We start from the raw sequence: 25,976 nt of genomic DNA, 5'->3' as shown, positions 1-25,976 counted from the left end.
AGATGCTTTTTGCGGAAATATGTTTTGGTATGGATATGGTTCGGTTTGTTAGCCGTTATCGGTCTGGTGGCTTATGGCGCAAGCTCCTCGATCGACTTCCTGACATCCGGAAAATTTGTGATCAATGGCATATCAGCAAGACTGCCCGTCATTAACTACAACGGAAACGTCTACGTTCCTCTTCGCCTTGTAGGGAAAGAAATGCATGCTGAAGTTCATTACGATGAGGAGAAGGAATTAATCACGATCAAACAGCAAAGCTTAGCATTCGATGAACAGGTAGAGGCACCCGTTCCATCCATTGCTTATGAGAACACATACAAGGATGGTAGCGTTTGGATGCAGGAGATTCCGCTGCTACAGGGAAGCTCTTGCTGGAATGGATGCCTGGAAGTAAAAGACTCTGTAGGGCAATGGGTAACCGAAGCCCGGTATCCGCCGGTCAGCGTGAAGCCGGACTCTAATCTTGTAATAACCTATCCGGCTGGATTGGAGCCTGACAGATTGACGGTATTTAACGTCATGGATACGGGCAATGAAACCGAGCAGTTTGTTGACATGATGGTGGTGAATCGGCGCTTACAGCTGCCAACGGAACCGGGAGTTTATACGATTTTAGTGAATTCGGATTGGAAGGCAGGATTCACCTCGTATGCTTTTGTTGTACATATTACTGACGGCTAGGGTATAAGCGATTAAAGATTAGTTTAGAACTCTATCAAATTAGACTTTACGCCTTTATGATCGCATAGTCCGACCGCATTCCATTCATGGTATGCGGTTTTTTCTTTATGCCCAAGAGTAATGAAACGATTTTTTCAGTATGGAGCCGAGAGTTGACAGAAATGATTTTATATTTTAATATTCATCCATGACGTTAATCGTAAAAATTACGAATAACAAATAATACAGAGTCGATCGGCTCGGAAAGAAGAGAACATTACCATGCAAAAAGGGATACATCCAACATTTCAAAAAGTCATATTCCTAGACGCGAGCGTGGGCTATTCATTTCTCAGTGCCTCCACCAAGACTTCGACAGAAACGATGGAGTGGGAAGACGGTCAAACCTATCCCGTGATTCGCGTAGATTCCAGTTCGGCTTCACACCCTTTCTTTACGAGCAAGCAGAAAAATACCGAAATCGGCGGGCGTGTCGATAAGTTCAAGAAACGATTAAGTTATAAACGGTAGAGAGGTTAACGTACCGAATCAGAGAAAGAACGGTCACGTCATGATACTCGATTTATGCAGTGAAGGAGCAGCAGTTGATCATGAGCAAAAGCAATGCAAGCCAGCGTATTCCGCGTGCCAAAGGGATCGATATGGCAACCGTGTATTCACCTAAGGAGTGCGGCAAAAAAGCGAGGCACTTGATTTTGCCGGATTTCAATCAGAGAATTGTGGATGAGTTTATAGCCATTTTGGGGATGAGGGAGGAATTCGAAGAGCATCACGTACCGATACCTAACAAGATCGTCATGTACGGTCCTCCGGGAACAGGTAAAACCTTAACGGCCTTTTATATGGCCAACCTACTGGAGCTTCCACTCGTTCTGACTCGACTGGATGCTATCATCCATAGTCATCTGGGCGAAACGGGGAGCAATATTCGCAAAATCTTCGAATATGCAGACACATTTCCCTGCGTTCTTTTCCTTGATGAGTTCGATGCCATTGCCAGGACGAGGGACAGCAACGATGAAGTGAAGGAGATGGCCCGTGCCGTAAATACATTGCTGCAGTGTCTGGATGATTTTGGGGACAAAAGCATCATGATGGCGGCCACCAATTTGGAGAAGGAATTGGATCAGGCAATATGGCGCAGGTTCGACACGAAGATGACGTATTCCCTGCCGGACTTTGGCAGAAGGCAGCATTATATCGAAATTCTTCTCGGAGATTTCCGGTGTGAGGCGTCAGCGTTGACGGAGGCATGCGACCTGCTTGAAGGGTGCAGCTTTGCCGACATGGAGCAAATTGTATTGAAAGCAAAGCGAAAAGCCATTATTGAACGGCAGCCGCTGCTAAGAAGCCATATAAAAGATTCCTATGATGAATATAACCCTGATCTGGCAAAGGTTTAAGTGGGACGGCTGTCATGCTGCCGAGTTGGAAAAGGGATTAGATTTAGGATACACCGGGTTTCATGCTGAATAAAACAGTTTTTCTGTCACAAGGAAGGAAGAGATGGGGATATGTTATTGTCTTCCATGCGCGACGTTATGTTTGGATACGGGGATCAAGCTGTCGTTGAGAATTTGTCGCTCGACATTCATGGCGGACAATTCATCGGTATATCCGGTCCAAATGGCGCCGCAAAATCAACTTTGCTGAAATTGATGCTTGGTTTGATAAAGCCCTGGAGCGGGTCCATCGTTTTCAAGCGAGTATTGGAGGACGGATCCAGGATATCTGTTGGATATGTTCCGCAGCAAGTGGCCTCGTTCAACGCTGGCTTTCCCAGTAAAGTGATTGAGCTTGTACGATCGGGCCGCTACGGACGACTTGGATTGTTCAAACGTTTCACATCCGCAGATCATGAGATCGTTGAGCGAAGCCTGAAGGAAGTGGGGATGTGGGAATATCGTTATCGGAGGATCGGCGAGTTATCGGGAGGGCAGAAGCAGCGAATATGCGTTGCCAGAGCGTTGGCCCAGGAGCCGCAGGTGTTGATTCTTGACGAGCCTACGACAGGGATGGATGTGTCGAGTCGTACGGATCTGTACCGACTATTAAACGATTATGTCAAGGACAAAGGCAGCACGGTCATTATGGTCACCCATTCGCTTGATGAAATCGGTCCATATCTGGACCAGGTCGTCCAATTGGAGCGAAAGGAGAATGAGGGATGGCGATGCTCGGTTACGAATTTATGCAGCGCGCGTTTTGGGCAGGAGGCCTGATCGGCGTGATCGGTCCCGTTCTGGGCGTGTTTTTAATGCTCCGGCGCCAGGTTCTCATGGCTGACACACTCTCTCATGTATCCTTGGCGGGAGTCGCATTGGGTTCTTTCTTGAAACTGAATCCCGCACTCAGCGGTTTTGCAATGGCTATGATCGGGGCACTTGTGATTGAACAGCTTAGAAGAGTGTATCGTACATACACCGAGGTTCCGGTTGCCATTATTATGACCTCTGGGCTTGCTCTATCGGTGGTCCTGATGAGCTTGAATCAAAATCTGAGCAAGAGCTTCAGCTCCTATTTGTTCGGATCGATTGTTGCGGTTAGCGATACGCAGCTTCGGCTTATTGCGGTGGTAGCAGCAGTGGGAATGATCTTTTTTGTTGGACTGCGCCGGCCGCTTTATAACTTTGCTTTTGATGAGGAGACCGCTGCGGCATCCGGTATGCGTGTCTCTCTCCTGTCTTTTTTATTCGCCGTGTTTACGGGAATGACGGTTGCCGCCGCCATGCCGGTAGTCGGCGTGCTGTTGGTTTCGGCGTTAATTGTGCTGCCGGCCTCGATCGCACTGCGGATGGCAACAGGTTTTTTAGCAGCCATGGGGATCGCCGTCGTTGTTGGGTTGAGTGGTGTTTTTTCGGGCCTTGCTGCTTCATACTATCTCAATACGCCGCCAGGAGGTACCATTGCCCTGATTCTATTAGGATTTCTAATCATGGCCGTAATCTTTCAAAAATTACTTCGGTTACAAAATCGAAGGTCGATACAAAAAATAAATAGAAATAGGAGTCATAAGAATTATGAAGAGATTTAAGCGAGTATTAACCCTACTATCCCTATCCGCAGTATTGGCTATTGCAGGCTGCGGCTCGGGAAATTCGACGGTTACTCATGAGGGAAACGTTTCCTCCGCCAATAACCAAGCGACAGATGCCTCCACAACGGAAACTACAAAGCTGAAAGTTAAAACCAGCTTCTATCCCATGTATGAATTTACTAGACAGGTAGCGGGCGATCTGGCAGATGTGGAGAATTTAATTCCTCCGGGTATTGAAGCGCATGATTGGGAGCCGACACCCCAGGACATGGCGGGAATTTCCGATGCCGATGTGCTGGTGTATAATGGCGCCGGCATGGAAGGCTGGGTGGATCAGGTTCTGGAGAGCATCCAAGGCACCGGGGTATTTGCCATTGAGGCCAGTAAGGGAATAGAGATCATGGAAGGTACCGGTCATTCTCATGATCATGGTGAAGAGGGCGATCACGGCCACGATGAGCATGCCCATGATCATGGTGAAGAGGGCGATCACGGCCACGATGAGCATGCCCATGATCATGCTGTAGAGGGCGATCACAGCCATGATGAGCATGCCCATGATCATGGTGAAGAGGGGGATCACAGCCACGATGAGCATGCCCATGATCATGAGGATGAGGGGCATCACCATGACCACGGTGGACTGGATCCGCATGTATGGCTCTCGCCGGCCATGGCTGTCAAACAAGTGCGCAACATCGAGGCAGGTTTGGCCAAAGCTGCTCCGGAACATCAAGAGGCATTCAAAGCAAACGCAGATGCTTATGTTAGTAAACTGGAGGCATTGGACAAGGAGTTTCGAGACGGGCTGAAAAATACCAAACGAAAAGACTTCATTACGCAGCATGCTGCGTTCGGGTATTTAGCCAGAGAATACGGTTTGACTCAAGTGCCGATTGCAGGCTTGTCTCCGGATCAAGAGCCCTCGGCTTCTCAAATGGCTGAAGTGATCGAATTTGCCAAGGAGCACAATGTAAAAACGATATTCTTTGAAACGCTTGTGTCGTCAAACGTTGCAGAGACGATAGCCTCTGAGATCGGGGCTTCGACTTCCGTCCTTAATCCGATCGAAGGGTTAACCGAGGAAGATATCGCGGATAACCATGATTACATTGCCATTATGCGACAAAATCTCGACGCTTTAGCACAGGCTTTGAATGAATAATCGCGAATAGGAAGGGAGGTGTGTTCCAAGTGGCACAAAAATCGAAAGTCGTGAAAGAACGGAAAAGACAACAGATGGTTGCTAAATACGCGCAGAAGCGTAAGGAACTGAAAGAGAAGGGCGACTATGCAACGCTCCAAAAACTGCCCCGCGACTCTTCCGCGACCAGGCTTCATCATCGCTGTGCGGTTAGCGGCAGGCCACGAGGTTATATCAGTAAATTTGGCGTTTCACGCATTGTTTTTCGGGAGTTGGCCCATAAGGGGCAAATTCCTGGTATAACGAAGTCCAGCTGGTAACTACCTTGTCAACTGCTATTGTTGGACGACAAGAACAGATAAACATGGATAAGCCGCATAAACTGCGGCTTTTTTCATATTTCGCAAATTGGATTTCATTTGATTGACACGCGCATTGCTTCAATGTTACTTTTTAATAATACCCATTTTATGGGTCATCATTTAAGGAGTGTTTTGTATGAGGTTACCCGTGCATGAACGATTCATTGAACAGGCAATAGCGCATTTTCGCCAAGATCAACGATTTGCAGGTTTGCTCGCAGGCGGTTCTATGGTGCACGGCGCTATGGATGAGTACAGTGATTTAGATTTAATTGTGGTTTATCGTAATGAATTCCGAAGTGAGATCATGGAACAACGGCTTCAAATTGCGGAAGGGCTGGGTAACCTGCTGTCGGCATTCACCGGGGAGCATGTTGGTGAACCTCGTTTGGTTATTTGCCTATACGGCCCCGATCCGCTTCATGTCGACCTCAAATTTGTACAGCCGCAAGAGCTCGAATCTCGAATCGAAGATCCGAGAATTCTATGGGAGAGAGGTTCTGACATTACAACGATACTGAACAAAACGACGATGTCTTTTCCTAACCCTGATCCGCAATGGATTGAAGACCGCTTTTGGGTATGGGTTCATTACGGTGCAACAAAACTAGGGAGAGGCGAGTTGTTTGAAGTAATAGATCTTTTAACATTTATGCGAAGCGCCGTCTTGGGGCCGCTCGTTCTCATGAGTAACGGCCAGCAACCGCGAGGGGTTCGAAAATTAGAGAAATACGGTGTCCAGGAATTAGAGGAGCTTAAAGGAACGATTTCCCTCCACAACTTTGATAGTTGCTACCAGGCTTTAAAGAATTCGATAGCGTTGTACCAAAATTTACGCCAGGCATCGGAAATTGTAACCAAAACGGAAGCAGAACGCATCTCTATCGAGTTTCTTGACCATGTCTATTCAGCCAAACTTCAATAAAAAAGGTCGGACGACAATAAAGGTAAACGCATTTTACTAGGAGTTACATAAATTTTAACAGATGGGATATGGTGTAATGTCGAACTCCGTTGAGTTGGTGAAACCTTCAGCTGCATATAAGAAGGAGTATCTGTCTTTTTACGAAGATTGGATGTCGGATGAACAGGATATTACCCCGTGGGTAGTGAGGAAAGATCCTTCTGATTTTGATTCCATGATCGAATTTTTATATGCGGAGGATACAGAGGAGAAATTACAGAACAAGAGCTTTGTCCCACATTCTACGTACTGGCTTATCGACAGCTATTCAAAAAAAGTAATGGGTGCAGTCAATATTAGACACAGACTTAATGAAAAACTTTTGAATAGCGGCGGGCATATCGGTTACGGAATACGTCCGTCGGAAAGAAGAAAGGGCTATGCTTCCGTACTCTTAGCATTAACCCTTGAAATCACGAGAGATATGGGACTAAACAAAGTGCTGCTGGTTTGCGATAAAGGAAATGTGGCATCGGAAAAAACGATTCTGAAGAATGGTGGTCAGTTTGAGTCGGAGTATGTGGAGGAGAATGAGAACGTTGTAAGACGATTCTGGATATTCTTATAGACTCTTTGCATTGAGAGATTTTACCCATCCTAGTCCGGGCTTGAGGGCGATGGATAAAAAGAGGTCGACCAGCAAGCTCTGGTGACCTCAGCTATTGATGTTCTATTCGTTTGTACGAAGCGCTAACAAGCGTTTTAAGTTATCATCTATAAATTGATTATCGGCGCTGTTGATTCCACGTCCGGCAAAATGACCCCAGATCGACTCAATGGGCTTAAATAGAGCATGAGGTATAAGATTGGCCTCGTATTCATTGTCGTCGGCCGGGCAGAAGAGATCCGTGCTACCCGGCATGATGCAGGCAAGCGCCGAAATGCTTTTGAGCGCTTTATCGAAATCTCCTTCATAGGAGGGGTTCGCACTTATGTCTGCATGTTGACCAGTCCATAACATGGCCAGGACATTGTGCGGATCCATCTTCATAAAGCTGTCTTCCCAGACGCCCTCCATAAATTCTGCCAAAGAGTCAAAACCCATCTCACGATAAAGTCCCTCTCTATAAAACGCCTGCGATACGCCCCACCCGGCATAGACGCGGCCGACGGCGCGCATGTCTGCGGAAGTCAACTTGTTTAGTTTGCTTGAATCGAAGCCGACTGCAGCCATGAGCGGAGCTTTCATTCCTTCCAGGACCACGTACGTTTGGGGCCAAGTCTTGGCAACGCCGGCAAAAGGGGCGATTCGCTCCACCATGTCGGGATAACTCGCACCCCATTGGAATGCTTGAATGCCTCCCATGGACCACCCAACGACAAGAGCGATCTTGTGAATGCCGAATTTTTCGGTCACCAGCCGATGCTGAAATTTAACGTTGTCATAGATGGTTACCTGCGGAAAATGAGCCCGGTCGAATGGGGGAGGCGTGTTGCTGGGGGAGGAAGATAATCCGTTACCCAACAGGTTTGGAACGATAATGAAATATTCACGCGGATCTAAGGCCTTTCCGTTTCCAATCAACCATTCATTCTGTATATGCTGGTCTCCAAAAGCAGTTGGATAGACGATGACATTATCTTTCTTCTCATTTAATCGTCCATATGTCTTATAGGCAAGAAAAGCGTCCGGTAACGTCACTCCGGATTGCAAGGTTACGTCACCCAAATCAAAAATTTCATAATCCATCATATCGTTTGCTCCCTTCAAAATGAATCCATATATTTAGAATGTCGTTCTTGTACTCAGTATAGAGTCATGATACTCTCAATAAAAGTGAATAGAATTCAAAACAGTATTCAATAAAATTGAAAGTAAAAGGGGCATCGTATATGGAATTACGCCAACTGATTACGTTCCGCACGGTGGCGTCCACATTAAATTTCAGTCGTGCTGCGGAAGTGCTGAGTTACGTTCCTTCCAACGTCACGATGCAAATGAAGGCATTGGAGGATGAGCTGGGGGTTCGCCTGTTTGACCGTTTGGGCAAGCAGCTCGTACTCACAACGGCGGGTAAACGATTTTTAACACATGTCCAGAGTGTTCTTGACCAATTGGAAGAAGCTAAAACCGTCGTTCATGACAACGAGGTTCTAAGCGGCACCCTAACGATCAGTGCCAACGAGGTGATTTGCGCCTATCGGCTTCCGGCCGTCTTTCAGTTATTTCGTTCGCGTCATCCGGGCGTGCGTCTCATCTTCCGCTCCGTTCCCAATCAAGAGCTCAAACAAACACTATTTGAAGGAAGCGCGGACGTTGTCTTTATGTTGGACGAACCCATTCGCTCAAGCGGACTTGCCGTGGAACCCTTGCTGGAAGAAACGTTCCGCTTATTCGCCGCTCCAGACCACCCGCTCGCAAAACGGACTGTGCTGCGGCTCGAAGATTTTCACGAAGAAGTGTTCTTGACGAATGAAAAGGGGTGTCCCTATCGAACCATGTTTGACCGGTCCTTTGAAAAAGAGGGCATTGACAGTATTACGTATTTAGAGTTTCAAAGTGCCGAAGCCATTAAACAATGTGCCATTTCGGGAATCGGCATTGCCTTTCTTCCTGAAATCGTAGCGGAAGCCGAAGTGGAACGAGGGGAACTGGTTGCCCTTCCATGGCAAATTCCGGATTTGCACGTGTATACACAAATGTTGTGGCATAAGGACAAGTGGCTTTCACCAATCATGATGTCGTTCATAGAAGCGGCAAGGGAACTTCTTGCAACAGAGGAGGATAATAGGCCGTAGGAACAAGGTGAAGAATGTCCTCTGCGCCGGTAAGAGGCCGCTCTTCACCTGTAAATGTACTCACCCACTTTATAAAAAATCCCAACATGTTGAGGTTGGGATTTTTTTTAATAAAGAATGTAATGGGAGCTATATCGGAATTTTAAAAGAAACCGTAGTGCCTTGATTCATCGTGCTCTTGATGACCAGCCCGCAGCCGAAGGTTTGGAGCAGACGACGATTCGTGTTGTAGAGACCGATGCCGCCTTTACGATGGTCGGGTGCATTCAGCAGCTGGGCAACCTGGTCGGGTTCCATGCCAAGCCCGTTATCCGTCACTTCAACAACGATAAAGTCCTCTTGCATCGCAATTCTGACCCGTATCGTGCCTCCAAGGGCCCTCTTCATAATGCCGTGCCGAACCGCATTCTCCAATAATGGCTGGATCGCCAGCGGCGGGATGAGGATATTGATATTCCAATCAACTTCCCAGGTCACGTTAAGGCGTTCCCCGTATCGTTCCTTCTCTACGTATAAATAGGCTTGGATAAGCTCAAGCTCCTGCTGCAGCGGTACCAATCGATCCTGATTCCGATAATGGAAGCTGATCTGCAGATAGGAGCTGAAAGCCTCGCCAAGGCTTCGCATGCGATCGATGTCCATTTCGCTAAGCGCCATAATCGAATTCAAGGTGTTGAACAAAAAGTGAGGGTGGATCTGTGCCTGCAAATACGCTGCTTCCATGCGCATGCGATCATCCACCGTATGCTTCAGCGTGATCAGGGAATGGATGCGATATCTCAATTCTACAGGATCAACCGGCTTCGTCACATAATCATTTGCGCCGGATTGGAAGCCGGCATACACATCGGCCGATTCGCCTCGAGCCGTCAGCAGCAGTACGGGCAGCTCCGAGGCGTTAAAGCGCTCCCTTACGGTGCGGGTGAGCTCGTAGCCGGACATCTCCGGCATCATGACATCCGCTATGAGGAGATCCCACGGCTGCGAGCCGAGAAGCTCGAGCGCTTCGGCTGCCGAGGCAACGACATTCAGGTTGTACGGCTCTGCTGAAAGAATGCCGGCAAGGATGCGCAGGTTTACAGGATCGTCATCCACGGCCAGGATACTGACGGGATGCTCTTTCGACAATAACCTAGTTGGTACCTGCATAGGGGTACCTTCTGTTGCAACGTCCCAGCTGGCTGCGAGTTCTTTGTAGACAGCTGGGTCTACAGCGGGTACGGGAACCTGCTGCGAAGCAGAGTACTCTGCGTTTGTGTCCGCAAGCGGGAGTGTGAATGCAAAAGTCGTTCCTTTCCCTAATTCCGATTCGACCGTCAGCTCGCCGTCATGCAGCTCAACGAGCTCCTTGCTGATGCTAAGCCCTAGACCGATCCCCTTCGCGTCATTTAACCCTTGATTCCCCTGTTCGTACGGAAGAAAAATACGGTTTAGCGTTTGAGGGTCCATCCCGATCCCTGTATCCGTTATCGTGATCGTCATTTTACTGCCCTTGGTAAAGGCGGAGACGGTAACGGAGCCTTTCTCCGTGTATTTGATGGCGTTGTGAATCAGATTGAGCAAAATTTGAACGAGTCGCTTTTCATCCGCCTGTACGGCAGGAAGGGTTTCGGGGATATTCATCTTGAGCTGAACGGGCGCGCCGTCCGTCATAAATTTTACGATATCGAATACCCCGTTCACAACGGAAACCAGGGAAACCCGGCTCGGCTGCAGCTGAATTTGCTTCTCCTGAAGACGGACGGCATCCAGCAGATCATTTAATAAATGCGACATTCGACGGCTGACCGTAATTAACAGGTTCAAATCCTCGCTGCTCTGTTTGCCGAGGGTTTCTTTCTCCCGTTCAGCAAGGCTTATGGCGATATTCATGATTCCGTGCAGCGGCGTGCGCAGCTCGTGAGACGTGTTGGCCAAGAACCGGTCCTTCATTTGATCCGCGAGCTTCAACTTATCGTTGAGTTTGCTGATTTGATGAAGGTTGCGGAAGTATCGCTTAAACCAATAGGCCGAAAACCCGATGATGGCCGCGAGCACGTCCACCGGATAATACACGGCTGGGAGCTCCCAATATTTATTAAGCGCCCCCCATACGGCGCTTGCCAGCACGCCGCTGGCCGACAGCAGCAGGAATATGGAATCATCCTGGCTGTTAAAGACCATTCGGGTAAACAGGAACAGCGACATCAGCATCGGCAGCAGGTAAAAGGCGCCGAACACCCGGTATTCTACGAGCCAGTGAACCCAAGACACAGGAGCGGCAAATACCACGACCGTATATAGGGCCAGAAGCGTGCTGAATGTGATAAACCACACGTTACGTTTTCGGGCGGTAAAGGTGCGGCTCAGCTTCCATATGAAATACGACAGCCACGAATAGGAGAGAAAGGTTGCTTTGACCTCCCATTCATAGTTTAAAGGCACCCATTTCAACAGGAGACTATCGTGTGATGTTACAACGGTTAAAGCGGCCGATACTAGCAGCAGGAAAAAATCGAGCAGCGACCTTTCCCGCGGATTGAATATGTATAGAATGAAGGCGTACAGTCCGTGCAGCATCAGGACGACAAACATAATCAGCTGAAGATCAACGGAAACGCCGTGCTCATCCTGGATTGCCTGGTGCGATCCCAGCTTGATCGGCTTTGCGATTCCGCCTAGGTAAGGATGCTCATAATTCGCCACGCGGATGATCAGTTCGAGCTCGAGAGCATCCCGGTCGGGAACATAATCGACAACGAAAGAGGTGCGGTTCGGCAGATAGGAGGCTTGGCCGGGCTCGCCCGTCCTTCCCATGGAAGCTACCGTTTCGCCGTTGACGTCCACGGTAGCGGCGGATTGAATCTCCTGGATCCAGAACGAGATAGGGGCCGAAAGCGGGCGATCCAGCAATATGCGAAGCCTGTATGTTCCGCTGCCAAACGAAGTTTTTGCCTTATTCGTACGATTGTTATTCCAGTCTCCAGGTACATTTACGTAGGAAAACTCATGAGACGGCTTCATTTCCTGTTCTTTAGCCAGGATGTCGGCGTAGAACTGCCACTCTCCGTCCAGATTGATGGATTTTGAGCCCAACAGATCCCAGCCTCTCAAATCGAGTATGCCATTAGAGACTTTCGGTTGATCTGCAGGAGGGGCATAGGTTTCAAGCCAGAGCCAACGGATCCCCAGTAGCATGCTCAAAAAAACGACAAATGCCGCAATATGCGGGAGTATTTTGATGATTCGAAATCGTTGGTGTTTCTTTGCGAGTATGGTGGTCACCGTTCACGTTCCTTTATAAAAGTCTTACTTCCCAATATACGCAAAAATAGGATAGCCGTACAGCACTATATGTTAGGTTGATAAGGCCTCGGACTTATATCCTTTGCCGAAAATGATTTGTATGAATGAACTCGGAAGAGCACTCGCGGCCAGCAATGTCTCAATCATGCTAATCCATGACAGAATAATCAAGGTCCGGTCATTTCGATCCCCTTATAATTGTATTTTGGACAGTTCATAACATCATGGAATGTGAGGAGTTTGATCATGCAAGCAAGCGGAGATTTGGGAAACGGCACGTATAGAAACCCGATTTTGGCCGGTGATTATGCGGATCCAAGCGTGGTCAGAGTCGGAGACGATTATTATATGACGCACTCCAGTTTTAAGTTTGCGCCAGGGTTATTGATTTGGCACTCTAAAGACTTGGTGAACTGGGAACCCATCGCCAAAGCGTTAACCGATTATGCCGGAGATGTATGGGCGCCTGATTTGACATACTATGAAGACCGGTTTTATATCTATGCTCCCATCAATGAAGAGATCATGGTGCTGACGGCGACGCATCCGCACGGACCTTGGAGTGATCCGCAAAAGGTGGGGGTGCAAGGAATTGACCCGGGACATGTCGCGGATTCCAATGGTAACCGGTATTTGTTTTTTAGCGATGGTTATATGGTAGAACTGGCTGGGGACGGTTTGTCGGCTGTGGGCACTCCGCGCAAAGTGTACGATGGCTGGCCGTTTCCGAAGGAATGGGTCGTGGAAGGAAACTTTATGGAGTCTCCCAAGCTAACGTTTCATAACGGATATTTCTATCTTACTGTGGCGCAAGGAGGGACATCGGGGCCTTCGACTAGCCATATGGTCGCTTCTGCGCGATCCAAAGAGCCATGGGGGCCATATGAACATTCTCCCCTCAATCCGATTATTCGAACGCAAAGCCGGAATGAACGATGGTGCTCCAAAGGTCACGGCTCATTGGTTGACACCCCGGACGGCGGCTGGTGGATCGTTTATCATGCGTACGAAAAAGGGTACTACACACTCGGCAGGCAAACGCTGCTCGAACCGCTGGAATGGACGGAGGACGGATGGTTCCGCGTCCCGCTTCATTGCAATACAGATGAAGCTATTCCAAAACCGCCGGGAGATGCCGTTCCGCATGGCATGACTTACGGTGAATTTCAAGAAGCGTCCGGCGGGCTGGGGTATCCGTGGAGCTGGTATCAATCCAGCAATGATAATCAATATACGCTGCAGAAGCAAGCGATAACGATCCAAGCTGCTCCCGAGCCGGCGCCCCTGGTTATGATGCCGGAAGACCATTCGTACGTGGCACAGGTGGAGATTGAGCTCTCGGAAGAATCGGAAGCCCAGTTGTTATTGTTCTATAATGGATCGACGTATAGCGGATTCGGCATATCCCAAGAGGGGCTTTATGGGATTATTCGCGGCTGGGAGACGCCATCAAAGCCTTTTCCGCATCGGCGTGTCATCGTTCGTCTTGAAAATAACGAGCATGAAGTCGTCTTCTATTACAGTGCGGATGGATCGGTATGGCATAAATTTGAGCATTCATTCGAAACCTCAGGCTGGCATCATATCACATTGGGCGGATTTCTTGCATTGCGAATCGCTCTCCGGGCGAAAGGTTCCGGCGAGGTTACGTTTAAAAACTTTATCTATCAGAAGTTGTAAATATGAGTATGGCTTGCAGTGACCTGATTGTCCTCGTCATGCCATGTAAAGAATCTAAAATCAAGGATGGAGGACTAAAGTGTGAATAATTGGGGAAGCGTCAGGTTGATCCTGCTTTACAAGGAAAAAGCCAATCAAGTTGAAAAACCAGCTACCTTGTGTTACGATATACCGGTAATATGTCACACTAAATACCGAACCGCGGAATGTGGAGAATAATTTTAGTAAAACAGTTGACACTCCATCTACTCTGTAATACAATGTACCTGTAGTAAGTAATACTAAATAGTTCGATTTATAAAAGCTGTTAGGTAAAACATTCCCTTAGTACTATGTTGTACTGAATATTGGTCAGACTAAATAGAGGAGGGACGAAAAAGAGGAGGCTTTGAACATGGAAAATTTAACTGAAATGCTGAAAGGTTCGCTGGAAGGCTGCGTGCTTGAAATTATCAGCCGCCATGAAACCTATGGCTACGAGATTACCCGCCGATTGAACGAGCTTGGGTTTACCGAAGTCGTGGAAGGGACGGTCTACACCATTCTCGTGCGATTAGAGAAGAAGAAACTGGTGAACATCGAAAAAAAACCGTCAGACATGGGACCGCCCCGCAAGTTTTACACGCTTAATGAAGCGGGCCGCCAGGAACTTGAGTTGTTTTGGGAAAAGTGGGATTTTGTATCATCAAAAATCAACGTCTTGAAGTCGACGTAGCATCATAAGATATTCCGACCGATAAATGGATTGTCGGGTTCGGTTTTATAAAAAAGGAGGAACCATAACATGATGGAAATATTCAAAAAAATGATCGGCGATAAAAAAGAATACAAGATGATGATGGCGCGCGTTGAAGCCCTGCCAGAAGACTACCAGTATGTATTTAAGAAGATTCAAAATTACATGTGGAATTTCTCCTCAGGCAACGGGATGGATATGCTGCATATGCAGTATGAATTAATTGAGCTGTTCGAAGCCGGTGCGGCGGAAGGCAGACAAGTGCTGGAAATCACGGGGGACGACGTGGCATCCTTTGCCGACGAGCTGGTTGCTAACGCTAAAACCTATGTCACGAAGTATCGTGAAGATTTGAATCAGAGCATCATGAAACGATTGGGGAAGAAATAAATTCATTACAATAATACCGACTGATTAGCTGGTTACGCGTGTGAATTGCCACCTTCGCTATTCAGTTATATTTTTAGTCCAGTAGTAAGTAGTACAGAATATCAGTCAGACTAACTAGTTGCGTTAATTTAGCCCTCAAGGCAATTAACCGTAAGTTTCGGAATTCTCAAGCGCGGCCTAATCGAGCTTATTATAAGGAGGAAAAAATATGAGCAATGCGGCGATTTCAGTAAAAGGGTTAAAAAAATCCTTTAAAGACAAGGAAGTCTTAAAAGGGGTGGATTTTGAAGTGCGGCGCGGCGAAATTTTCGCGCTGCTGGGCTCCAATGGAGCGGGCAAGACGACGACGGTCAACATCCTCTCGACGCTGATGAAGCCCGATGGCGGCGAAGCGAGCATTTGCGGCTCTGACGTCCAACGTCAACCGGATCATGTTCGCCAGAGCATCAGCCTGACAGGTCAGTTTGCAGCTATAGACGGCATGAACACAGGAAGGGAAAACCTCATTATGATCGCCAAGCTGAGGGGAGTTCCCAATCCTGCGCAAGTCGCTGACAATCTGCTTGCCAAATTCAGCCTGACCGATGCGGCGGGCCGCCGAGCGGACCAATATTCAGGCGGGATGAAGCGCCGGCTTGACATCGCCATGAGCCTGATCGGGAGTCCAGCCGTCATTTTTCTCGACGAACCGACCACAGGACTTGACCCTGAAGCACGAATTGAAGTCTGGAATACCGTCAAGGAGCTTGCCGGCAGCGGCACGACCATCTTGCTGACGACCCAGTACCTGGAGGAAGCAGAGCAACTGGCGGACCGTATCGCCATCCTGCATGGCGGAAAAATCATCACGACCGGTACCCTAGCCGAACTCAAAGAGATGTTCCCGCCGGCAAAAGTAGAGTATATCGAGAAGCAGCCGACATTGGAGGAAATTTTCCTTGCAATCATCGGCAAAAAGGAGGAAATGTAAATGAAAAGCAAAACAGGGGTATTATTGGGGCGTTTAATGCGCAACATCATGCGCAGCCCGGATACGATTATCACGGTGGCGATTACGCCGATAATGATGATGCTGTTGTTTGTCTACGTATTTGGCGGCGCCATAGAGACAGGCACGGCCAACTACGTCAATTATTTATTGCCGGGAATCTTGCTGATGGCTATCGCATCCGGCGTCTCTTATACTGCCTTCCGGCTGTTCGGAGATGTAAAGAGCGGGCTGATGGCGCGTTTCATTACCATGCCGATCAAGCGCTCGTCGGTATTGTGGGCTCATGTGTTGACATCGCTTGTTTCCAATGCGCTTACGGTCGTGGTGGTTTTCCTCGTCGCGCTATTGATGGGCTTCCGTTCCGGCGCTAATATCCTGGATTGGCTCGCGGTAACAGGGATACTCGGGTTGTTTACGCTGGCGCTGACATGGCTGGCGGTCATTCCCGGCTTGACAGCAAAGACGATGGAAGGGGCGACGGCCTTCTCATACCCGCTGATATTCTTGCCGTTTATCAGTTCGGCCTTTGTCCCTACCGAAACCATGCCTAAAATTGTGCGTGCGTTCGCTGAGAACCAGCCCGTGACTTCCATCGTGAATGCGATTCGTGCCCTCTTGCATGAAGGATCTGTCGGCAACGATATCTGGATCGCGCTTGCCTGGTGCGTCGGCATCATGGTCATCGCTTACTTTTTCGCTAATAAAGCCTTTAAACGCCAGTTAGGTTAAATACACCTAGCCTCCTCAGATGATCGGAGAACAGGTAACATCTTTCATCGAACAGAATGGCCATGGATACTGTAAAAGCCGCGTGAAATGCGGCTTTTTTTGTTTGAAGTAAATGCCTTCACTTGAAAAATTGTATATATCTCATCATTTCGGATATGCCGTTCATTTGCTTTTCCAGTTGCTCATTCAGCTTCTGAAGAGCCACTTTGAAGGAGCGTTCAATCGTAGTTAGATCATGTGTCTCTAAAGCTTCAAGCAGCTGTTTCATGCTTTCAATGAAAAAGACGGTTTTCCTTAAACTGCTTAGCACTATAATCTTTTTTAATTCCTGGGACGTAAAGACTCGAAATCCGTTTTCCACGTTACGCTTAGCGCGAATAAGTCCCTCCTTTTCCCAATGTCGAATAGCGGAGGGGTTAACGCCAGCGATCACGGCGACCTCCCCGATTTTCATTTCATCCGTGACCTGAATATTTCTATACTTGGAGAAATCCGTTTGATGGATGAGCCTCATAACCTCCTCGACTCGCTGCTTCTCTACCTGGATGTTGTACTGTTGCACATTGATCATCCAAAGTGCTTGTTCAACATGACCTTTCTTTAATAAACTCATGACCTCGTAGGCGATAGGCAGATCGAATCCTTGGACCAAGGATCGTAAGGCAAGGAAAGCTTGATCATGGAGCGGCGTGTAATATCTTCTGTTGCTTGAAGTCCGAGGTACGTCAGGCACCAAGCCGAGAGTTTCATATCTTCGCAAGGTAGTGGTGCTGACCTGAAGTTTCTTGGCCATCTGTTTCGGTGTAAAGGTTCTGTCCATTTGCGTGCACCTTCCTTAAAGTCAAACTCTAAAGTACGGCAACAATATTATAAGAGACAATGACCCTCCCCACAAGGATTCCCGGTATATCAAGCGAAATCTTGCATGAATGTTATATGATCGAAGCAGGAACGCAACATGGAGGAGGTAAAGGTCATGGAAAAAGGGAATTATGCTTTAGCGTCATATCGCAACCTAAAGGCCGGCGAATTCATTACGTTCGGCACGTATCCGCAGTCTATGGACGGCAAAAAACGGGCGATTACTTGGCGTGTTCTTCAAAACTCAGGGAGCGAGCTGTTGGTATTGTGCGAATATATTTTGGACTGCAAAAGGTATCACGGCAAGCGTGCGGATCTGACGTGGCGTGATTGCATGGATATATCTTGGCATGACTGCGACTTGCGCGAGTGGCTGAATCATGAATTCTATAACGTCGCATTCAATGCTTCGGAGAAAGAACTCATCAAGACGACGCATTGCACGGACAACGGAAAAGGCTGCCCGGATACGGAGGATAAGGTTTTTCTGCTCAGCGTTGCCGAACTAAACGATGTATCTGAGACTCACGGCAAGGATTGGAGACGCGCTGTCGGAACCGATTATGCCAAAACGATTAAGCCCGATGGATGCAGCTTATACGTATATGATAAAACGAACAAAGACAACTATATGATCATAGACGGCAAAGAAGCCGGCTGTTCCTGGTGGTGGCTGCGGACGCAAGGAAACAAGCCTTCGCGTGCGTATTTTGTAGGGACAGGCTGCAGTGCTCGCAGCTACGGAAATAACAGTATTGAGGGTTATGGCGTACGCCCTGCTTTAAATTTGGATCTATCATAATCGAAATGGAATAGGAGAACTTTCCGGAAGAAATATCGAAACTCACACTTTTCGAGGAGGTAAGACATGGATTGCACTTCCCAACTAGAAGCGGCGTTCAAAGTAAAACGGTGGCCCAAACATACTATAGCGGCGGGTCGACGTCATTCCGCGGCTCTTACATCGGACGGCACGGTCACGGCCGCAGGAGATAATCATTATGGCCAATGCGATGTCAGCGGCTGGCGCGATATCGTAGCGGTCGCGGCCGGGAATGTCCATATGGCAACGAATACGGGGAATGCTCATACCATCGGTCTTAGATCGGACGGTACGGTGGCGGCCGTGGGTTGGAATAAGCATAATCAATGCGATGTCAGCGGGTGGCGCGATATGGTTGCGGTAGCGGCAGGCTGGCGTCGCACCGTCGGTCTTCAATCCGACGGCGCAGTGGTGGCTGCGGGACGAAATAATGAAGGTCAATGCAGTGTAGGCGGCTGGCTCGACATCGTTGCGGTCGCCGCAGGTGACTGGCATACGGTCGGTCTAAAAGCGGACGGGACGGTAACGATCGTGGGGAATAATCGGTACGGCCAATGCAATGTAAGCAGCTGGCGCAACATCGTGGAAGCATCGGCGGGCTACCTTCATACCGTCGGGCTTCAATCGGACGGCACGGTGGCCGCCGTGGGTTTAAATAAGCACGGCCAGTGCGATGTAATCGGTTGGAGCGGCATAGTGGCGGTAGCGGCGGGGAGTTATCATACCATCGGTCTTAAATCCGACGGTACGGTCTTTGCCGAGGGCTGGAATCAGCATGGCCAATGCAATGTAAGCGGCTGGCGCGATATTGTAGCGGTAGCGGCGGGATGCGCTCATACGCTCGGCCTTCAATCGGACGGCACGGTCGTAGCCGTGGGTGATAATGAATATGGCCAATGCGATGTAAGCGAATGGCGCGGCATCAAGCTTCCCGGCAGGTAGTTTTAATGTTAATTGCTTAACTTTTAGGAATGGATCATAGACTTTTGACAAAGATTCATTGCAGCAAGAAGTCGGAATGTGTAGTCACGGTTAAATAGCAAGGCAAAAAGAGGCGGCACCAAATGGAATGTTTGGTGCCGCTTTACATTTGGATTTCGCCTTACCGGACGCCGCGAGTCAAGGATTGAGATTAACAACAAGGATTTAAAGTCGGAAAAAATATGGTTGCAGCCTGGTGCTTTGGAACGGGCAAGTTTCCTTATAGCAGGCCGTATGAGGGGGATTTCCTCCCGATTGATCATGTTGCAGTTGGACGAATGCAACAAAAATTTGAATTGACAGATCATTAAAAATACAAGTAATATACATGTATATTAAAAAGATGATTCAATTTAAGCATGGCGACCAGAAGTCACGTTACCGCGGATGGCTTCGATTGGCGCTTTGTTGCAGAAACTTATGACAGCGTTTTCTTGACCGGTTGAAAAGTAAGAAACTCACTTATTAAAGGAGGAGCTTGCGATTGTTGCTGCGGATGGAATTTATTAAGCCCTCGCTCCTGGAGGCCGGGGAGGAACATCGGCTTAACTTCATGCTTGTGCACCCCTGCGGAAGAATGGAGCCGCAATCGGATACGACCTTCATCATGACTTGCAGCGACCTGGAGATCGTTGAGGTGAACGGCAGCGCGATCACCGGGCTGAAGCCGGGCGAGACCGAAATTGCCGTAGACTTTCTGGACGATAGATTTTCAGAGTTTAAATGGAAGATTCTTGTAAGGCGGGCTGGTCAACCCGCGAAATTGAAGCTGAAGGACCGTCCGAGGATTTTGTTTTCGATCGATGAGCTCGCGGATTTTCGGGATCGGATTAAGCGGGATGACGGCAGTTCTGCGAGGGCAATCGATGCATCCGTGCTATGGGCCGGATACTTGGCGAAAGCGGACGACTATGTGGAGGAAGATAGCTTCGAGGTGCTGTATCCGTCCATATCGGATCAGTGGAAGGTTGCGCTGCCCCTAACGGAGCCGAAGCGGGTACGAGAACCGCAAGGCCATACCTTCTTCCCGTTTTGGACGATGTACGCCAGAGCGATAGAGGATCGGCTGGTCGTCATGTCCACGGCCTTCCTAGTGACGGAAGAGAGAAAGTATGCGGTTCGAGTGAAGCAGCATCTGTTGTCCCTGGCCGCCTTCGGGAAATGGTATGAGTTCGACGAGCGGGGCGCGGAAGGAAATCTGAGCAACGCCCATCTGTTGCTAGGCGCTTCCTGCGCCTATGACGCCATTCACAGCTTGCTGACGGAAGAAGAGCGGCGATCCATTCGCCAAGCCATTCTGGAAAAAGGGCTGCATCCGCTGGCCATCGATATCGGAAGCCGTGATATGCACAACATCGTGGCAGCCAAGCAGGTGGCGATGGTGTACGGCGCGTCGGCCATTATGGATGAGATCCCGTTTGCCGCCAAATATTTGCAAGCCGGACTTACTTATCTTCAAAGCTATCTGGACCGAAAAGGGGTGTCTGGAGAAACAGAGGGGCTGCTGTACGACAATGTGGCTGCGCGCCATGCCTGGATGGCTGCGGATCTTTATCGGAGAATCAGCGGCGATGACGGCCTGGTTCAGCATCCGTATTTGCGGGAAGAGCTTCCTGAACGTTTTTTTCGGCTCCTGGCACCGGGAAAGGAAAGCTCGTTTCCGAATCTGTCGGATTCGTTTTACAAGCTCGATATCGCTTACCTCATGGCCATGACAGCTACCCATTACGACCATCCGGCAGCGGTTTGGTACCTGCACAAGCATTCTGCAACGCATCACGCATCGCTTCTTTATTTACGGAAAGAGACCTCACCTGCAAGTCCAACGGAGCTGTACGGGAAGCGTGCTTCCGCAGTATTCCGGAGCGTAGGCTGGGCCGCCCTGCGGTCGGGATGGGGCGATGAGGATCATCTGCTGTGCTTCACCTCAAGCAGCTCGGCGAAGGACCATAATCACAAGGACCAGAACAATTTGGTGATCAATGTCGGCGGAGAGTGGCTGTTGACCAATCCCGGCTACCAGGATTATGTACCCGGTCCGAAGGCGGATTACACTACCGGCACGGTGGGCCATAATTCGCTGCTCGTCAATGGTCAGGGGCAGATCCGCCTGGGTGGCGGGGGTCTCCGGGAGGAGTTGCTACTCCCGGCATTTGAGGCGGTTGTCGGGGACGCTGCCGAAAGCTATGGCGGGCTGCTGAAACGCTACCGGCGATCTGTCCTACATATCGATTCGGCATATTACTTCATCGTGGATGACGTGGAGCTTCATCAGGAATCGGATGAGGCCGAGCTGCTGTTTCATACGACCTCGGCGGTTCTGGATGGAGAAGAGCCCAAGGCTCCGGGCGAGATTCTGGGAAGTGAATCCGTTGTATTCCAAGGAGAAAGCGCCGCACTGCAGCTCATGTTTCCTTTTCCCAAGGAGAAGGTGCTCACCCTCCGCGAGTACCCCGGGGCTGAAACCTACGGTCCTTATGTAGCTGTCGGTGGCACGAAAGGCAAAAGACGGCGGTTCATCACGCTGATCAATCCGCGGGTCCATTACGGCGAGAGATTGGCCATCCATCAGGAGGAGCAGGATACCGGAAGCCTGGCTTCCGGTTTAACGGTGGAAAGGCCCGGCGGGGCGGAGGATATCTGGCTGTTTTGCGCTGACGCTGTGGAAGCCCGCTACCGGGGCATAACTTTCCTGGGAGAAGCCGCCCGTTTATCGGGTAACGGCATGCTTAATTTGTGGAAGGCTGAACGGTTGTCCGGCGGAGACATCGCTTTTGAGGCGGAGCTGCCTCTGAGTTTATACAGCGATGACCGCCGCTTAACCTGCATTGTGCATAACCCCCACCCTGTGGAGGTCTCCTTCAAGCTGAGGCAGAAAACTGCTGGCGTGGAAGTCAAACAAACCGCACCACCCGGCTATTATGAATGGAATCTTATGAATACCGGCAGAGGTGGTCAGGCGGAAGGGAGAGAAGCTGTGTGGAAACCGTGATTTCGAAGGTCAATCCATCCGCTCCCGTCAAGAAGAGCGCTTGGAAGCGAATCCGGACCCGAATGTGGAGGGATCGTTATCTATACCTGCTGCTGCTGCCGGGCCTGCTTTACTTTATCGTGTACCGGTATCTGCCCATGCTGGGCATATCCATAGCCTTTAAAGAATACAGCCCGTTCCGGGGGTTCGCGGAGAGTCCTTGGGTCGGTTTTGCGAACTTTGCCCGGATTTTCGAAAGCCCGGAGGTTATCCAGGTTATCTGGAATACGCTTATCATTTCATTTCTGCAGATCGCGTTCGCATTTCCGGCGCCGATCATTCTGGCCATCATGCTGAACGAGGTGGCAAATCCGCTCTTGAAAAGAGGGCTGCAGTCCATCGTTTACATGCCGCATTTTCTGTCTTGGGTCGTGGTGGTCGGCATCGTGACGATCTTTTTCCGCAACGAGGGCTTGATCAACGACGTGCTGCGCGAATGGTTCGGCTTGCAGCAGACGATCCCTTTTCTCACCGAGCCCGATTATTTCCGAGCTTTTCTGGTGTTGGAGGTCATCTGGAAGGAAGCCGGCTGGGGAACGATTATTTTCCTGGCGGCGCTGGCAGGCGTCAACCCGGCTCTTTACGAAGCGGCCGTCATGGACGGCGCAGGGCGCTTCCGTCAAATCTGGCATATTACGCTGCCCGCTATCCGCAGCACGATCATAATCATGCTGATCATACGTCTGGGCGACGTGCTGGAGGTCGGCTTCGAGCAGGTGTTCCTTCAACTGAACGCCTTTAACATGCACATCGGCAATACGCTCGATACCTTTGTGTATTACAAGGGGATCCAGCAGTCGGACTACAGCTTCTCGACCGCGGTCGGCGTATTCAAGGGTCTGGTAGGTCTCGTGCTGGTTATGGCCGCCAACAAGCTGTCCAAGCGATTCGGCGAACAGGGCGTATATTAGGGCTTCGATTCTTTCTGGGAGGAGAACGACATATGAAGCAAAAATCCATCGCGGAACGCTTGTTCAGCGGCGTGAATATCAGTCTGCTGCTTGTCATATCCGCAGTCATGCTGTTTCCGTTTTTATATTTGTTCTCGGTTTCATTTTCCTCGTTCGAGGATTTTCTGGGCAGCAAACTGCTGCTCTGGCCGTCCAAATGGACGACCGACGCCTATGAATATATCTGGGCCTCCAGGACGTTCCGGCAGGCGCTGCTGAACACGTCGCTGGTTACCGTGCTCGGTACCATCGTCAATCTGTTTTTTACGGCGACGATGGCATACGCCTTGTCAAGACCGATCGTCGGCCAGCGTACCGTCATGTTTATGGTCGTATTTGCGCTATTGTTCTCGGCCGGCATGATTCCGACCTATCTGGTCGTCCAGGAAACGGGGCTGCTTGATTCCATCTGGTCGCTTATTTTGCCGGTGGCCATCGCGCCTTTCAACCTGATTGTCATCCGCCAATTCTTCATGAACATCCCAAGCGATATGATCGAGGCGGGCATCGTGGACGGCGCGAATGACCTGCAGATTTTCGGGCGCATCATCCTGCCGCTCTCGAAGCCTGCGCTGGCGGCATTCAGCCTGTTTTATGCGGTCACGCACTGGAACAACTATTTTGCGCCGATTCTGTACATCAATGATCCGGCCAAATGGACGATACAGGTCGTGCTGAGACAGATTGTGGTGGTGGGGGAAACGACGGGCACGCTCGGAGGAGATAACATGTTCATGGATAATCCGCCGCCCCCGGAAACGATCCAGATGGCCGCGATTCTCATGGCGACGCTGCCGATTCTGATCGTGTATCCGTTCTTGCAAAAGCACTTCGCGAAAGGCGTCATGCTGGGCGCCGTCAAAGGTTGATGACTTCGAACGGCCGAATAACGGAGCTGTTCGAATGAATCATAAACGGAGGTCACACTCCAACATTGATAAGAATGGGGGAAAGCTCATGTTAAAGAAACGCAGACTTACCGCAGTGATGGCGGCCTTGCTCTCCATCAGCGTGGCAGCATGCGGCGGCCAGCCGAAGGCGGAGGAGAAACCTGGAACGACCACTCGGGGGGAGGAAAAACCGGCACCGACAGAGCAGACGTATGAAATCTCTACGATTGATTTTCGCTATGGTGATCCGCCACCGACTTCAAGTCCGGGACTTGATATGATCAACGAGAAATTTAAAGTCGACTACAAGCCGGTTTTTGTGCCGAATACCGCCTTTGATGAGAAGATCAACGCCGTGTTCGCCTCAGGTAAAATACCCGATATGATCGGACTTATGTCGGCTGACATCAAGAACCGTTACAATAAATTTGCGAAGCAAGGGGCTTTCCTGGACATCGAGCCTTATATCCAGGAGTATCCGTCGCTTAAAGTGGTGCCTGATTTTATCTGGGATGCCATGCGGGTGAACGGCAAGATTTATGCCATCCCGCAGTATTCTCCGAAATATCAGGTCGTCACGGTGCTCCGCAAGGACTGGCTCGATAAGCTTGGCCTGAAACCGCCGACAAATTACGAGGAGCTGAAAGAGGTAGCGCTGGCATTCACGAACGGAGATCCGGACGGCAACAGCAAGAAGGACACCTACGGAATCGCCATTGGTCAGGACATTAACCCGAACTTCAACCAGGGACCGTATTGGGACCCGGATGCCTGGTACCACCAAGATGCTCAGGGCAACTACATCCCGGGCATTATCGGTGAAGGCCGCCGGGAGTTCATTACGATGCTGTCTGAGCTCTACAAGCAGGGAGCGATGACGAAGGACTACGCCATCCTGAACTGGGGAGACACCAACAAGGAGTTCTATTCCGGCAAAGCAGGCATCTTTATTGGAACGCCGCGCGGCATGTCGCAGGATTACATGAACGGCCTGCTCAGTATACATCCGGATGCCCAGTTTATCAGTCTTGGTCCTTTCGAGGACAATTACGGCAACAAAGGGCTTACGTCCGGGGCGGGCTACAACGGAATTACCGTGCTGAGCGCCAAACTTGCCGATGAGCCGGAAAAGCTGAAGAAGATTTTCGAAATGATTGATTTCGGCCGCCAGTTCTATCCTCAGGATCAGCGGAATGATACAAACGCCGATTTTGATTGGTGGTCGGGCAAAGTCGGTGTGGGTTATAACATGCAGGACGGCGTGCAGGTCAACAAGGAGAATTTCGCATCCGACGGACTTGCGCCTTCCACTTATTTTGTTGATAACACTTCGTGGGCGCCGCAGGATTTCGATAATGATTACTCCATTACGTATCAGACCAAGCAGCTGGCCGATCTGGTTGAGGAGATCGAATCCATGTATAAGGAAATCAAGCTATATGCAAACCCGATCAATGGACTGGAGTCGCCGACCGACAACTCGAAGGGCGCCGAGCTGAGAAAGTATGTCATGGATGAGCAGGTAAAAATGATTGCGGGCACCCGTCCGGTTTCGGATTGGGATAAACTGGTACAGGAGTATCTGGACAAAGGCGGTGCCCAGATCATCCAGGAATACAACGCGAATATCAAAGAGAAGGATCCGAAGGCACTGTTTAAGTGAGACTTTGGAAATAACGCTTTAAACATGATCCGTAGG

Annotated in this window: 24 protein-coding genes; 21 read left to right on the top strand and 3 right to left on the bottom strand. The window is 49.7% G+C overall.

Annotation, left to right across the window (positions count from 1 at the left end; genetic code table 11):
• The first annotated feature begins 9 nt into the window (after positions 1-9).
• The 9 genes from RB297_RS05780 (at position 10) to RB297_RS05740 (ending at position 6,759) form a co-directional block, all read left to right on the top strand.
• On the top strand, positions 10-684 hold the full coding sequence (locus tag RB297_RS05780) for a stalk domain-containing protein (RefSeq protein ID WP_096773981.1): 675 nt from the start codon (positions 10-12) through the stop codon (positions 682-684).
• A 261-nt stretch (positions 685-945) separates the two neighbouring features.
• A complete protein-coding gene (locus RB297_RS05775) occupies positions 946-1,194 on the top strand; it encodes a type B 50S ribosomal protein L31 (protein ID WP_375120008.1) in 249 nt (82 codons plus the stop codon).
• Positions 1,195-1,274: 80 nt separating this feature from the next.
• On the top strand, positions 1,275-2,087 hold the full coding sequence (locus RB297_RS05770) for an AAA family ATPase (protein ID WP_096773979.1): 813 nt from the start codon (positions 1,275-1,277) through the stop codon (positions 2,085-2,087).
• A 111-nt stretch (positions 2,088-2,198) separates the two neighbouring features.
• Complete coding sequence (locus tag RB297_RS05765) at positions 2,199-2,906, top strand: metal ABC transporter ATP-binding protein (protein ID WP_096773978.1); 708 nt, start codon at positions 2,199-2,201, stop codon at positions 2,904-2,906.
• Complete coding sequence (locus RB297_RS05760; protein ID WP_192571677.1) at positions 2,852-3,718, top strand: metal ABC transporter permease; 867 nt, start codon at positions 2,852-2,854, stop codon at positions 3,716-3,718. The genes RB297_RS05765 and RB297_RS05760 overlap by 55 nt, the downstream gene beginning before the upstream one ends.
• Complete coding sequence (locus RB297_RS05755; RefSeq protein ID WP_375120007.1) at positions 3,705-4,886, top strand: metal ABC transporter substrate-binding protein; 1,182 nt, start codon at positions 3,705-3,707, stop codon at positions 4,884-4,886. Before RB297_RS05760 ends, RB297_RS05755 begins: the two co-directional genes overlap by 14 nt.
• Before the next feature lie 29 nt (positions 4,887-4,915).
• Positions 4,916-5,185: a 30S ribosomal protein S14 gene (gene rpsN, locus RB297_RS05750; RefSeq protein ID WP_375120006.1), complete on the top strand. Its 270-nt coding sequence runs from the start codon at positions 4,916-4,918 to the stop codon at positions 5,183-5,185.
• Between the two features lie 178 nt (positions 5,186-5,363).
• Positions 5,364-6,152 carry a nucleotidyltransferase domain-containing protein gene (locus RB297_RS05745; protein ID WP_096773974.1) on the top strand — a complete coding sequence of 263 codons (789 nt, stop codon included), beginning with the start codon at positions 5,364-5,366 and terminating at the stop codon, positions 6,150-6,152.
• 76 nt (positions 6,153-6,228) lie between these two features.
• Complete coding sequence (locus RB297_RS05740) at positions 6,229-6,759, top strand: GNAT family N-acetyltransferase (protein WP_375120005.1); 531 nt, start codon at positions 6,229-6,231, stop codon at positions 6,757-6,759.
• A gap of 102 nt (positions 6,760-6,861) precedes the next feature.
• Here RB297_RS05740 and RB297_RS05735 read toward each other — a convergent pair whose 3' ends face one another.
• A complete protein-coding gene (locus tag RB297_RS05735; RefSeq protein ID WP_096774576.1) occupies positions 6,862-7,881 on the bottom strand; it encodes an alpha/beta fold hydrolase in 1,020 nt (339 codons plus the stop codon).
• Between the two features lie 143 nt (positions 7,882-8,024).
• Between RB297_RS05735 and RB297_RS05730 the strand changes: the two genes are divergently transcribed.
• Positions 8,025-8,930: a LysR family transcriptional regulator gene (locus RB297_RS05730; protein ID WP_192571682.1), complete on the top strand. Its 906-nt coding sequence runs from the start codon at positions 8,025-8,027 to the stop codon at positions 8,928-8,930.
• Positions 8,931-9,059: 129 nt separating this feature from the next.
• Here the strand turns inward: RB297_RS05730 and RB297_RS05725 are convergent, their stop codons facing one another.
• Entirely contained in the window at positions 9,060-12,194 is a 3,135-nt protein-coding gene (locus RB297_RS05725; RefSeq protein WP_375120004.1) for a hybrid sensor histidine kinase/response regulator, read from the bottom strand.
• A 267-nt stretch (positions 12,195-12,461) separates the two neighbouring features.
• Between RB297_RS05725 and RB297_RS05720 the strand changes: the two genes are divergently transcribed.
• The 5 genes from RB297_RS05720 (at position 12,462) to RB297_RS05700 (ending at position 16,741) form a co-directional block, all read left to right on the top strand.
• Positions 12,462-13,895, top strand: a complete 1,434-nt coding sequence (locus RB297_RS05720; RefSeq protein ID WP_375120003.1) for a family 43 glycosylhydrolase — start codon at positions 12,462-12,464, stop codon at positions 13,893-13,895.
• A gap of 394 nt (positions 13,896-14,289) precedes the next feature.
• Entirely contained in the window at positions 14,290-14,610 is a 321-nt protein-coding gene (locus RB297_RS05715) for a PadR family transcriptional regulator (RefSeq protein ID WP_015735658.1), read from the top strand.
• Positions 14,611-14,679: 69 nt separating this feature from the next.
• Positions 14,680-15,021, top strand: coding sequence for a DUF1048 domain-containing protein (locus RB297_RS05710; RefSeq protein ID WP_192571685.1), 342 nt, complete (start codon positions 14,680-14,682; stop codon positions 15,019-15,021).
• 208 nt (positions 15,022-15,229) lie between these two features.
• Positions 15,230-15,991 carry an ABC transporter ATP-binding protein gene (locus RB297_RS05705; RefSeq protein ID WP_096773970.1) on the top strand — a complete coding sequence of 254 codons (762 nt, stop codon included), beginning with the start codon at positions 15,230-15,232 and terminating at the stop codon, positions 15,989-15,991.
• Positions 15,992-16,741, top strand: a complete 750-nt coding sequence (locus tag RB297_RS05700) for an ABC transporter permease (protein ID WP_009592402.1) — start codon at positions 15,992-15,994, stop codon at positions 16,739-16,741.
• 118 nt (positions 16,742-16,859) lie between these two features.
• On the opposite strand, the gene RB297_RS05695 is transcribed toward RB297_RS05700, so the two are convergent.
• Positions 16,860-17,561 carry a MerR family DNA-binding transcriptional regulator gene (locus RB297_RS05695; protein ID WP_375120002.1) on the bottom strand — a complete coding sequence of 234 codons (702 nt, stop codon included), beginning with the start codon at positions 17,559-17,561 and terminating at the stop codon, positions 16,860-16,862.
• Positions 17,562-17,717: 156 nt separating this feature from the next.
• Here RB297_RS05695 and RB297_RS05690 point away from each other — a divergent pair, with 156 nt between their 5' ends.
• The 6 genes from RB297_RS05690 (at position 17,718) to RB297_RS05665 (ending at position 25,940) form a co-directional block, all read left to right on the top strand.
• Complete coding sequence (locus RB297_RS05690) at positions 17,718-18,404, top strand: DUF6273 domain-containing protein (protein ID WP_096773968.1); 687 nt, start codon at positions 17,718-17,720, stop codon at positions 18,402-18,404.
• Positions 18,405-18,470: 66 nt separating this feature from the next.
• Positions 18,471-19,367 (top strand): RCC1 domain-containing protein, encoded by an 897-nt coding sequence (locus RB297_RS05685; RefSeq protein WP_375120001.1) that lies wholly within the window; start codon positions 18,471-18,473, stop codon positions 19,365-19,367.
• Between the two features lie 523 nt (positions 19,368-19,890).
• Positions 19,891-22,398 (top strand): heparinase II/III domain-containing protein, encoded by a 2,508-nt coding sequence (locus RB297_RS05680; RefSeq protein WP_375120000.1) that lies wholly within the window; start codon positions 19,891-19,893, stop codon positions 22,396-22,398.
• Positions 22,386-23,348 carry an ABC transporter permease gene (locus tag RB297_RS05675; RefSeq protein WP_375119999.1) on the top strand — a complete coding sequence of 321 codons (963 nt, stop codon included), beginning with the start codon at positions 22,386-22,388 and terminating at the stop codon, positions 23,346-23,348. The genes RB297_RS05680 and RB297_RS05675 overlap by 13 nt, the downstream gene beginning before the upstream one ends.
• Positions 23,349-23,380: 32 nt before the next feature.
• Positions 23,381-24,256, top strand: coding sequence for a carbohydrate ABC transporter permease (locus RB297_RS05670; RefSeq protein WP_015735651.1), 876 nt, complete (start codon positions 23,381-23,383; stop codon positions 24,254-24,256).
• Positions 24,257-24,344: 88 nt separating this feature from the next.
• Entirely contained in the window at positions 24,345-25,940 is a 1,596-nt protein-coding gene (locus RB297_RS05665) for an extracellular solute-binding protein (protein ID WP_375119998.1), read from the top strand.
• Positions 25,941-25,976 lie beyond the last annotated feature (36 nt).

The sequence above is a fragment of the Paenibacillus sp. CR_12 genome (assembly GCF_041953985.1).
Lineage (GTDB): Bacteria > Bacillota > Bacilli > Paenibacillales > Paenibacillaceae > Paenibacillus_AQ > Paenibacillus_AQ lautus_A.
This window is presented reverse-complemented; position numbering and strand designations above follow the sequence as displayed.